This is a genomic window from Methylobacterium sp. J-048, assembly GCF_022829515.1.
Classification (GTDB): domain Bacteria; phylum Pseudomonadota; class Alphaproteobacteria; order Rhizobiales; family Beijerinckiaceae; genus Methylobacterium.
The window spans coordinates 71,139-80,946 of the sequence record NZ_JAKSYL010000131.1; the positions used below are offsets into that span (position 1 = coordinate 71,139).

The window sequence follows — 9,808 nt, forward strand, 5'->3', positions numbered from 1 at the left end:
GAACGCGACGCGATCCTCGCGCCCGCCTCCGCGCATCCGTTTCCGGCGGCCCGGGACGGACCCGCGCCGGACCAGCCGAAGCCCGATTCGCAGGGGCCGGTCCGATCAGGCCCCATCCTGCGCCGGGGCCGCGCCGCGATGCACCCTCCCGAAGCGGGCGTAGAGGGCCGGCAGGACCACCAGGGTCAGCAGGGTCGCGCTGATCAGGCCGCCGATCACCACGGTGGCGAGCGGCCTCTGCACCTCCGCGCCGGTGCCGGTGGCCAGCGCCATCGGGACGAAGCCGAGCGAGGCGACGAGCGCGGTCATGGCGACGGGCCGCAGCCGGGTCAGGGCCCCCTCCAGGATCGCCGCCCGCAGCGGCCGGCCCTCGGCGACGAGCTGCTTGATGAAGCTCAGCATCACCAGGCCGTTCAGCACCGCGACGCCCGAGAGCGCGATGAACCCGACCGCGGCCGGCACCGAGAGCGGCATGCCCCGCAGCCACAGCGCCGCGATGCCGCCGGTGAGCGCCAGCGGCACGGCGCTGAAGACGAGGAGCGCGTCGCGGGCGCTGCCGAGCGCCGAGGTCAGCAGCAGGACAATCAGCCCGAAGCAGACCGGCACCACCAGGGTCAGCCGCCGCCGGGCCGAGGCGAGGTTCTCGAACTGGCCGCCCCAGGTCACGGAGGAGCCGGCCGGCAGCGCGACCTGCTCGGCGACCTTGCCCTGCGCCTCCGCCACCAGCGAGCCGATGTCCCGGCCGCGGACATTGGCGGTGACGACCACGCGCCGCCGGCCGTTCTCCCGCGAGATCTGGTTCGGCCCCTCGGTCACCGAGAAGCTGGCGACCTGGCGCAGCAGCACGGACGCGACCTTGCCGTTCGGCCCCGGGGGCAGGGGGACGGGGAGGTTCTCCAGGGCCTCGCGGTCCTCCCGGACGGCGTCGGTCAGGCGCACCACGATCGGGAAGCGCCGGTCGCCCTCGAACACGAAGCCGGCGTCCCGCCCGCCGATGGCGGCGCCGATCACCTCCTGGATCGCCCCGGTGCTCAGGCCGAGCCGCGCCGCCTCGGTCCGGTCGATTGCGATCTCGAAGACCGGCAGGCCGGCGATCTGCTCGACCTTGACGTCGTCGGCCCCGTCGATGCCGCGCAGGATCCCGGCGATCTGGTTGGCGGTCTTCAGCATCGGCTCGAAGGCGTCGCCGAACACCTTGACGGCGAGGTCGCCCCGGGTCCCGGCGAGCAGCTCGTTGAAGCGCAGCTGGATCGGCTGGGAGAACTCGTAGACGTTGCCGGCGAGCGCGCCCAAAGCCGCCTCGATCTGCACCTGGAGCGCCGCCTTGGTCAGCGTGGGATCGGGCCACGCCGCCTGCGGCTTCAGGATCACGAACGTGTCCGAGGCGTTCGGCGGCATCGGGTCGGAGGCGATCTCGGCGGTGCCGGTCTTCGAGAACACGGTGGCCACCTGCGGGAAGCGCGCGACCGCCTGCTCGACCTTGAGCTGCATCGCCTGCGACTGGGTCAGGGAGGTCGAAGGGATCCGGCTGGCGTTGAGCGCGATGCTCTTCTCGTCCAGCAGCGGGATGAACTCGGTCCCGAGCCGGGCCGCCAGCAGGCCGGCGCCCACGAGCAGAAGCAGGGCCGCCCCCAGGAACGGCGCCGGCGTCCGGATCGCCGCGGTCAGCAGCGGCCGGTAGGCGGCCTTGACGCCCCGGATCAGCGGGTTGTCGGCCTCGCCGACCCGGCCGGTGATCACGATGGCGATCAGCGCCGGCACGAAGGTCAGCGACAGGACGAACGCGCAGGCCAGCGCGAGGATCACGGTCAGCGCCATCGGCTCGAACATCTTGCCCTCGACCCCCGTGAAGGTCAGGAGCGGCGCGTAGACCAGGATGATGATCGCCTGCCCGTAGAGCGACGGGCGGATCATCTCCTCGGCCGAGGCCCGGACCGTCTCCAGGCGCTCCGCCAAGTCGAGCCGGCGCCCCAGCGCGTGCTGGCGCTCGGCGAGGTGGCGGAGCGCGTTCTCGGTGACGATCACCGCCCCGTCGACGATCAGGCCGAAATCCAGGGCGCCGAGGCTCATCAGGTTGGCCGAGATTTTTCCCTCGACCATGCCGGTCACGGTCATCAGCATGGCGACCGGGATCATCAGGGCCGTGATCAGGGCGGCCCGGATGTTGCCCAGCAGCAGGAACAGGATCGCGATCACCAGGGCCGCACCCTCGGCGAGGTTTTGCGCGACCGTGCGGATCGTGGCCTCGACCAGCACGGTCCGGTCGAGCACCGTCTGCACCGCGATGCCGGGGGGCAGGGTGCGGCGGATCTGGTCCAGGCGCGCGGCGACCGCGGCCGCCACCGTGCGGCTGTTCTCGCCGATCCGCATCAGGGCGGTGCCGATCACCGCCTCCCGGCCGTCCGCGCTGCCCGAGCCGGTGCGCAATTCGCGCCCGAAGCGCAGGGTCGCCACGTCCCGGACCCGCACCGGCACGCCGCCGCGGGTGGCGACCACCACGTCGCCGATCGCCTCCAGGCTCTCCAGCCGGCCGGCGGCGCGCACGATGGTGCCCTCGCCGTTATCCTCCAGGTAGCGGGCGCCCTGGTTGGCGTTGTTGGCCTGGAGCGCCCGGGCGACGTCCGCGAAGGACAGGTCGAGGGCGGTCAGCTTCGTCGGGTCGGGCTGGACGTGGTACTGCTTCTCGTAGCCGCCGATGCCGTCGACCCCGGCTACCCCGGGCACGGTCCGGATCTGGGGCCGGATGATCCAGTCCTGGACGGTGCGCAGGTAGGCGGTCTGCTCCAGCTCGGTGGCGAGACTCTGGCCCTCCGGGGTGCGGTAGCTGCCGTCCGGCTGCCAGCCCGGGCTGCCGGCGGGCACGACCGTGCGCGCCCCGGGCGTCGCGTACTGGACCGACCACATGGAGATCTCGCCCAAGCCGGTCGAGATCGGCCCCATATGCGGCTCGGCCCCGGGGGGCAGGTCGCCCTTCACCTGGGACAGGCGCTCGGCGACCTGCTGGCGGGCGAAGTAGATGTCGAGCCGCTCGTCGAAGACCGCGGTGACCTGCGAGAAGCCGTTGCGCGAGAGCGAGCGGGTGTAGTCGAGCCCCTTGATGCCGGCCAGCGCGGTCTCGACCGGGTAGGTCACCTGGCGCTCGATATCGACCGGCGACAGGGCCGGCGCCAGGGTGTTGATCTGCACCTGGTTGTTGGTGATGTCGGGCACCGCGTCGATCGGCAGCCGGGTCAGCGCCGTGGCACCGAAGCCCGCCGCCAGCAGCACGAGGAGCAGGACCAGCCAGCGCTGGCGGATCGAAAGGTCGAGGATGCGGCTCAGCATGTCCGGCGCCTCAATCGTCGTGGCCGGCTTCGGCCTTGCCGAGCTCGGCCTTCAGCAGGAAGGTCTGGCCGACCGCGATGGCCTCGCCCGGCGCGAGCCCGGCGGTGACCGCGTAGGCCTCGTCGTCGGAGCGCCCGAGCTCGACCGGGCGCATGGCGAAGCCCTCCGGGGTCCGGACGAACACCACCCGCGCGCCGGCCACGGTCTGGAGCGCCGCCTTGGGCACCCGGACCGGCACGTCGTCCCGGGCGATCTCGATCTCCGCGGTGACGAAGGTCCCGGGCCGCCAGGCCTGGTCGGCATTGGGCAGGGCGACCACGACCCGGGCCGAGCGGGTCTCCGGGTTGAGGAACGGGCTCACGAAGATCACCCGCCCCTCCGCGCGGCTTTCGCCGCCCTCCCGGGTCGGGGTGACGGTGACCCGGGCGCCCTCCTGGACCTGGGCGAGGTCGAGGGTCGGGACCGACAGCTCGATCCAGACCGTGGAGAGGTCGGCCACCAGGTAGATCTCGGCCGGGTCGCCCTCCTTGCCGACCGCCGAGCCGACATCGACCCGCCGCTCGACTACGCGGCCGGACAGCGGCGCGCGCAGCTCGTAGCGGCGCAGGGTCGAGTGGGTCGGGGTCGCCTCGTCGCGGGTCTGCGCGGCCGCGACCGCGGCGGCGTCGAGCCCCAGCGCCGACAGCTTCTGGCGGGCGAGATCGGCCCGCAGCCGGGTCTCCAGGAACGCCGCCCGGGCGCTCTGGAACGCCGATTCCGAGGCCGAGCGCGAGGCCAGCAGCTTCTGCTGGCGCTCGAAGTTGATGGTCTGGAGTTCGACCTGGACCTGGGCGGTGAGGTACTCGCTCTTGGCGTCGGCGACCTCCCGGCTGTCGAGCACGGCCACGACCTCGTCCTTCCGGACGGAATCGCCCAGGCGCTTGCGCATCTCCGCGACGGTGCCGACCACCCGGGCGGGGACCCGGGCGATCCGGTCGGTGTCGGGGGTGATGGTGCCGGGCACGAGCAGGTGGCGCGCCAGGATCCCGCCGGTCACCGGCGCGACCGTGATGTCCTGGGCCGCCGCCTGCTCGGGGCTCATCCGGATCACGCCGGCCTCGGCATGACGATCCTCGTGCCCAAGATCCTTATGCCCGGCCGGTTCGGGATCCGGTTTGCCGGCGGATCGGGTCAGGCCGATCGCCGCGAGGCTGTCCCGGACGAATCCGGACACGCCGGGAACGGCAGCGCCGATGACGATGCCGGCGGCCAGGAGGACCGCGGTAATAAAAATGCGCATGGGGGCCTGCTCGCGGCCGGGACCGCGGAGCGCCGTGCGGCGGCTCCGATGGTTCCCGTTCAGAGGACGCGTGAGGGCGAACCGGGCACCCGCAAGGGTTCCCGAGTAGGACGCGCACCGACGAGCGGCGGCGTCAGCTCACGCGCGGGGAGGCCGGGGCAGGCGGTCGGGGATGACGGAAGGGAGGGCGCGGACGATCCGGACCGCCACCGGCCGGCCGGGAATCGCCGGCGGCGGCGCAATCGCGGCCTCCAGGGGGGCGGCCTGGTGGCAGCCGCAATGGAGGTGCTCGGTCACGCCGGGATCGACGGCGCTGCCGGCGGCCTCGATGGATGGCCCGACGCTGCGGTCCTGATGGCCGCCCGCATGGAACGCCAGATCCGCCGCGAGGCCGACACCCGGTCCGGCCAAGGACAAGGCCAGCACGAGCGCCAGCATGCGGACGGCGATCGCCCACAAGCCGCGCGCCGAGCGCCCATGCCGAACCCGAAATGCCATCGCGGTTCTTATGGGCGATCCGGCCCCGGGCGCACAAGGGCCACCGCCATCGGCCGGGCCGCGCTGAGGCGCGGGCTCACCCTTTCCATCGGCGAAACCGCCAGCTCCCGCCAAGCCCACCCACAAAAAACCCCGCATCCCCAAAAAGGGGCGCGGGGTGAAGGAGGCACGGTCGTCGGAGCGCGTGGCTCCTGGATCGACCGGTCTTTCGGTCTTTATGGTTAAGGCCGGGTTACCGGGGATTACTTGCCGCTGGGGGCCGCGCCGCTGCCGGTGGCGCCGTTGCCGGTGCTGTTGCTGCCGGCGGGCGAGCCGGCCGTCGAGGTGTTGCCGTTGGGCGTGCTCTGGGCGGCGGCCATCCCGGCGCTGCCGGCGACGAGCGCGAGGGCGAGAAGCGTGGACTGAAGGGTACGGCTGGTCATGAGACGCTCGAACTGAGAAGGGCCGGCCGAGGCCGACAGGACCTGAACAACGGTATCGGCGCCGAGGCTGTTCCCGGCGGCAGCCCCACCCGGGCAGCGCGGGGGTGCCGACGGGCTGGTGGAGCGGGCGGAGATCGGGCGCGGCCCGGAAGCCACGGCTCACGCATCATCCCGAACGGCGGCTGCCGGCTTTCGGGGTGATGCGCAAACGACAACGCCCCGGAAGCTTCCGCTTCCGGGGCGTTGTCGAGCTTGATCGACGCCCGGCCGGAAGGCCGGGCGGTCTTCAAGTCTTAGTACGAGCCGAACTTGTAGTTCAGGCCGGCGCGGACGACGGCGAATTCGTCGTCGCGGCGACCGATCGCGCTGTAGGCGACCGGGACGTTGCTGGCGGCGTTGATCACGAACGCACCCTGGTTGCGGGTGTTGCGATCGATATTGACGTACAGGCCTTCGACCTTGACCGTCACGGCGCTCGACCGGAAGAAGTTCAGGAACGAGTCGACCGGGAGGGCGTATTCCATGCCGCCGCCGACAGCGTAGCCGGTGCGGAAGCTGTCGTTGCCGGCGAAGCCGCCGAACGAACGGTCGGCGCTGCCCGAGCCGTAGGCGAAGCCGCCGGTGCCGTACACCAGGACCCGGTCGAAGGCGTAGCCGATGCGGCCGCGCACGGTGCCGAAGAAGTCGAGGCTCGACAGGCCGCGCGGGTCGGTCACGTAGAGGCCCTGAGCCAGCTGGCCGCCGGTGATGAGGGCGTTGTTCCGGCTGCGGCCGAAGTCGAGGTACTGGGCGTCAGCCTCGATGCCGACGACCACGCCCGAGCCCGGGGTGAACTGATAGTTGTAGCCGACCTGGCCACCGCCCGAGAAACCTTCCTGGTTCCGCTGGCTGAAGTTGGCCGTGGCGGTGCCGGTCGTCGCGAACGCGGCCGGGATCCCGAAGCTGGAGGTGCTGTTGCTGCTGGCGTCGAACGCGTAGCCGGCGTTGATACCGAAATAGGCGCCGGTCCAGGTGAAGACGGGGATGGGGGTGAAGATCGGCGGCGGAGCGGCGCGACGCGGCAGGTCGGCGGCCGAAGCGGCGGCGGTGAGAGCGGTAAAGGCGGCCAACGAGGCCAGAAGCGTCTTCATGACTGGTCTTTCCCCAGCGAATGTTCCTATCGAGCGGGAAATTACCTGGTTTTCCACACTCAAGCTGTATCGCCACGGCCACAGGTGTGGCGGAAGGCAAAGCTCGCGCGATTCGGCCTCCGGCCCGAACCATCCCGCCGCCGGCCCGTTGCCGCCTCACGGTAGCGGAGGCCCCCATGACCAAGCTGTTCATCGCCCAGGTCCGCGACGCGGACGGAGACAAGCCGCTCGTGACGGTGCGGGCCGAGGCCGAGGGCGAGGCGCGCCTGTTCCTGGCGGCCGCCTACCCGGAGGCGGAGATCGCCAGCGTCACCGAGCCGGGCGACTGGACCAGCGACGCCGATACCGGCGCCCGGGCCGGCGACATCCGCGAGCATCCCGGCGCCACCTGGCAGCCGCCCTCCAGCCTGGCGGATTGAAGCCGGCTCAGCACCGATGGCGCGGCAGCGACTTGAAGACAAATGGAGCGATGCGGTTCACCGGTCCTCAGCGCGGATCGCCGAGGCTGGCGTGGTGATGTCCGGCGAGTCCTCACCCCGGCTGTTCGCGGCCGCCGCCGCCCTGACCGGCGCCGCCTTCCTGATGGTCCGCTCGGAGCCGTCCTGGACGGGGGTCCTGGTCGGCCTGTCCTGCCTCGCGCTCTGGGGCCTCGGCACCCTGGCCGCCAAGCCCGGCCGGCCCCGCACCCTGACCAAGCTTTCGCGCCCCGTGGTGCTGGAGGCGGTCGTCGTCGAGACGACCCGGGCCAAGCCGGAGCTGCTGCTGCCGGCCCCGCCGCGCCCAGTCCGTCAGGCCATCGCGGCGCGCCCGACACAACTTCCGGCGGTCCCGAGCCATCGCCAGCGGGTGGTCGAGCGGCACGTGCGCGGCCGGCGGTAGCGTGCGCCAGCCCGCGCGTGGCTTTCGCGGCGAGGCCCGCCGGGGGGCGGCAGTCCTTCGCGTGAACGGTCGCCTGTCCGCGCAGGCTGTGCAGGCCGTCCGACGCGAGCTTCTGCCGCAGCGCCGATGCCGGACGGTCCGCGTTGCCCGCAGCCCAACGAGGAGACCGGCATGGCCGACAAGGCTGACGTGACGACCTACACCATCAAGCAGGCTCTGGCTGCCAAGGTCGAGGACCATATCGAGATCGCGGTTGAGGCCGAGGACGGTACCAAGCTGAAGCTCAAGGCCACCGCCGACCAGCTCGACGCCCTGGTGGGCGACCTGGAGACCATCCTGGACGCGGACGATTCGGATAACGAGGCCGCTTAAAGCGACGGTCGGGGCCGCCGCCCGGATGCGATCGGGCCGGCGGCCCCACGCGACAAGGATACCGCGCTCACCGCTTCGATTCGATGGCCTGCGCATCAAGCAGCGGGATCAGCGGCTCCAGGTCGATGATCGGGCCGCCGATATCGAAGAAGTCGCTCTCGTCGGGCAAAAGCATCTCCTCGTCCTCGCCCCGCCGCCCGAACGGCAAGAGGGAAGAGAGCATCCCGAGGCACAAGGCTCCGGCGATGAGGGCAACCAGAATCGCGACACTCATGGCGGAGCACTCGGACGCAGCGGGCGAGCGGGATCAAGCACCGTCGAGATTAAGACGAAGTTCCTTGGGCACGCAACGCGAAACGCGAGCGGATCACGGTTGCGCCGGAACCTTGTCCTGCTGGTGATCGACCTCGTCGCGCACCCCGTGACCGGCCATCAGGATCTCGGTCATGAACGCCCCGATCGCCGCGACGGTGCAGACCAGAGCCGCGCCGAAGCAGCCGAACAGGACCGACGCGGTCGCCGCATCGCGCATCGCCCCGACGAACAAGGTCAGCACGGCCATCCCGATCAGGCAGGCGCCGAGCGAGGCGAGGACGACGGCGACATCGAGGACGAAGGAGCGCCGCCGCAGAAAGGTCAGCCGGCGGGACAGGCGCGCGCCCTCCGCCTCCGTCGCCTTGACGATCTCCCCCGAGAGCGTGTCGACCTTGTCGGAGATCCGGCCGAGGCGGGTGGAGAACACGTTCAGCAGGGTCGCGAGCGCCGACAGCAGGAAGGCCGGCGCGAGCGCGACCTGGATGATGTGGGCGATGCTGTCGGGCTCGGTGGAGCTCAGGGAGAAGCCGAACATGGGCATCATGCGCGCGGGGGCGGCACGACCGCCCGGCCTTCGGCATCGTCCCGCGCGGCGGCGGATGTTTTCGGACACGGCATGCCGGGAGGGTCACCACAGGATGCCGTGCGAGCGCAACCCGGCGGCCCGCATCGCGGGCTTTGCCGCAATCCTCGCAGGCCGGCCGGCGATCCGAGGTCGGCGGATATCCATGAGCGGTTTACGGCCGGTATCCGAGAGGCAGCGCGCGTAAATTAATCTTAACCGCTAACAACAGTACTCGATGGGCTTGCGGGCCGCCGGCCAGTCGGATCTAACAGGAGCCGAAGCTTCCTGGTTGGTCCTGGGAATGTTCTCGAGCAAACTACAGCCCCGTCAGCCTTCGTGCGGCGGGGTTTTTTGCTGCCGGAAACGTCGAGATACAAATCTTTGGGCCGAAATCGGCTTTCTTGCGCGCGGGATGTGCTCAACCGCACGCGCCCGTCCACCGGTCCGGGGCCCTCGGGAGCCCTGTTGCAGCGCTGCACTATCGCGCTTCCTCAACCTGCCGTTTCTGTCGCCGGGCACACATCCCGCTGAACGGGAGACAGAGGACCCCATGATCAAGAAGCTTCTTCTCGCGAGCGCCGCCACGGCCCTCCTGACCGGCGCCGCCTCGGCCGCCGACCTGCCGCGCCGCGCCGCCCCGCCGCCGGTGTTCACCCCCGTGCCGGTGTTCACCTGGACCGGCGCCTATTTCGGTATCAACGCCGGCTACGCCTTCGACGCCAGCAGCCGCGCCACCAGCACGGTCTTCGGCATCCCCGCCCCCTACGCCACCGTCGGCGGCACCACCGCCACCTTCCGCGACCGCAACCAGGACGGCTTCTCCGGCGGCGCGCAGGTCCGCTACAACTACCAGTTCACCCCGGGCTCGGGCGTGGTCATCGGCATCGAGTCCGACTCCCAGTACCTCGACTGCGGCCGCAACCGGAACAACGCCTTCATCAACGGCGCCGTCCCCCCCGGCTTCACCGTCACCGACCCGCCCGGCCCGTCGGGCCCCCACTCTGTCGGTCCCGTGCCCGGGCGA

Annotated in this window: 10 protein-coding genes and 1 pseudogene; 4 read left to right on the forward strand and 7 right to left on the reverse strand. The window is 71.3% G+C overall.

Annotation, left to right across the window (positions count from 1 at the left end):
- Window positions 1-105: 105 nt before the first annotated feature.
- From MKL09_RS12010 to MKL09_RS12030, 5 genes are all read right to left on the reverse strand, one after another.
- Window positions 106-3,324 carry an efflux RND transporter permease subunit gene (locus MKL09_RS12010; RefSeq protein ID WP_244020385.1) on the reverse strand — a complete coding sequence of 1,073 codons (3,219 nt, stop codon included), beginning with the start codon at window positions 3,322-3,324 and terminating at the stop codon, window positions 106-108.
- A 10-nt stretch (window positions 3,325-3,334) separates the two neighbouring features.
- Entirely contained in the window at window positions 3,335-4,603 is a 1,269-nt protein-coding gene (locus MKL09_RS12015) for an efflux RND transporter periplasmic adaptor subunit (RefSeq protein WP_244020387.1), read from the reverse strand.
- Between the two features lie 138 nt (window positions 4,604-4,741).
- Window positions 4,742-5,101 (reverse strand): hypothetical protein, encoded by a 360-nt coding sequence (locus MKL09_RS12020; protein ID WP_244020389.1) that lies wholly within the window; start codon window positions 5,099-5,101, stop codon window positions 4,742-4,744.
- Between the two features lie 242 nt (window positions 5,102-5,343).
- Window positions 5,344-5,523 carry a hypothetical protein gene (locus MKL09_RS12025; protein ID WP_092043649.1) on the reverse strand — a complete coding sequence of 60 codons (180 nt, stop codon included), beginning with the start codon at window positions 5,521-5,523 and terminating at the stop codon, window positions 5,344-5,346.
- Window positions 5,524-5,816: 293 nt separating this feature from the next.
- Complete coding sequence (locus tag MKL09_RS12030) at window positions 5,817-6,653, reverse strand: outer membrane protein (RefSeq protein ID WP_244020391.1); 837 nt, start codon at window positions 6,651-6,653, stop codon at window positions 5,817-5,819.
- Between the two features lie 176 nt (window positions 6,654-6,829).
- Here MKL09_RS12030 and MKL09_RS12035 point away from each other — a divergent pair, with 176 nt between their 5' ends.
- The 3 genes from MKL09_RS12035 (at window position 6,830) to MKL09_RS12045 (ending at window position 7,904) form a co-directional block, all read left to right on the forward strand.
- Window positions 6,830-7,072 (forward strand): hypothetical protein, encoded by a 243-nt coding sequence (locus tag MKL09_RS12035; protein ID WP_244020393.1) that lies wholly within the window; start codon window positions 6,830-6,832, stop codon window positions 7,070-7,072.
- A gap of 97 nt (window positions 7,073-7,169) precedes the next feature.
- The gene (locus MKL09_RS12040) at window positions 7,170-7,532 is read left to right on the forward strand and encodes an energy transducer TonB (RefSeq protein WP_244020402.1); all 363 of its coding nucleotides are present in this window, start codon (window positions 7,170-7,172) and stop codon (window positions 7,530-7,532) included.
- 171 nt (window positions 7,533-7,703) lie between these two features.
- Window positions 7,704-7,904, forward strand: coding sequence for a hypothetical protein (locus MKL09_RS12045; RefSeq protein WP_244020395.1), 201 nt, complete (start codon window positions 7,704-7,706; stop codon window positions 7,902-7,904).
- A 67-nt stretch (window positions 7,905-7,971) separates the two neighbouring features.
- Here the strand turns inward: MKL09_RS12045 and MKL09_RS12050 are convergent, their stop codons facing one another.
- Window positions 7,972-8,178, reverse strand: a complete 207-nt coding sequence (locus MKL09_RS12050) for a hypothetical protein (RefSeq protein ID WP_244020396.1) — start codon at window positions 8,176-8,178, stop codon at window positions 7,972-7,974.
- A gap of 93 nt (window positions 8,179-8,271) precedes the next feature.
- A complete protein-coding gene (locus MKL09_RS12055; RefSeq protein ID WP_244020397.1) occupies window positions 8,272-8,754 on the reverse strand; it encodes a DUF2721 domain-containing protein in 483 nt (160 codons plus the stop codon).
- Between the two features lie 580 nt (window positions 8,755-9,334).
- On the opposite strand from MKL09_RS12055, the pseudogene MKL09_RS12060 reads away from it, so the two are divergent.
- Window positions 9,335-9,808: pseudogene (locus MKL09_RS12060) on the forward strand (porin family protein); the annotation flags it as partial.